Origin of the sequence: Vibrio sp. VP6 (genome assembly GCF_028823755.1) — a bacterium.
Taxonomy (GTDB): Bacteria; Pseudomonadota; Gammaproteobacteria; order Enterobacterales; family Vibrionaceae; genus Vibrio; species Vibrio parahaemolyticus.
In genome coordinates this window covers 1-512 of sequence record NZ_JAPEID010000207.1, presented here as the reverse complement: position 1 = coordinate 512, position 512 = coordinate 1, and the positions used below count along the sequence as shown (strand labels likewise).

General features: G+C 54.9%; 1 pseudogene. It reads right to left on the bottom strand.

The window, feature by feature from the left end:
- Positions 1 to 390, bottom strand: a pseudogene (locus OU793_RS24905) (conjugal transfer protein TrbE); the annotation flags it as partial.
- Positions 391 to 512: the final 122 nt, after the last annotated feature.

Genomic DNA, 512 nt, shown 5'->3' with positions numbered 1-512 from the left:
TGGGCGCCAAGTGATAAACAGCACCGAGCGGGTCGCAAACTTGTCGCCTTGCGACTCAAAGAACAGTCGTCTGGAATCGTCCATCATTTGCATCACGGGGTGGGGAAACGCCGAAGACTCAACGTCGGGATAGGAGTCAGCAATTTCGCGGATGGTGTCCACATGGAGCATGTAGCCAGAACCCAGCGAGGACAACGTTTGGTTGAGACGGGCGGTCATGGCGTTGCGCTCTAGATTGGTGGCGGTGTCCACGTCCATGCCCGTAAAGCGCCACCCTGCGGTAAAGGAGCCATCCTTACCGAGCATGACGCCGTCATCGACTAAGGCTGCCCAATTGAGTAAATCGGGGAGCCCCTTGGCCGTGTCGCGGTACGATTTAAGGGATAACATAGTAAAACCCTATTCATAGAAGCAAAAAAAAGCGCTCGGGTTAGCGAGCGCGAAGAGAGTGAGACGGTTTGTGTAGATACTTGACGCCAGCGGCGGGGTAATAACGCTGAAACTTCGCGTAG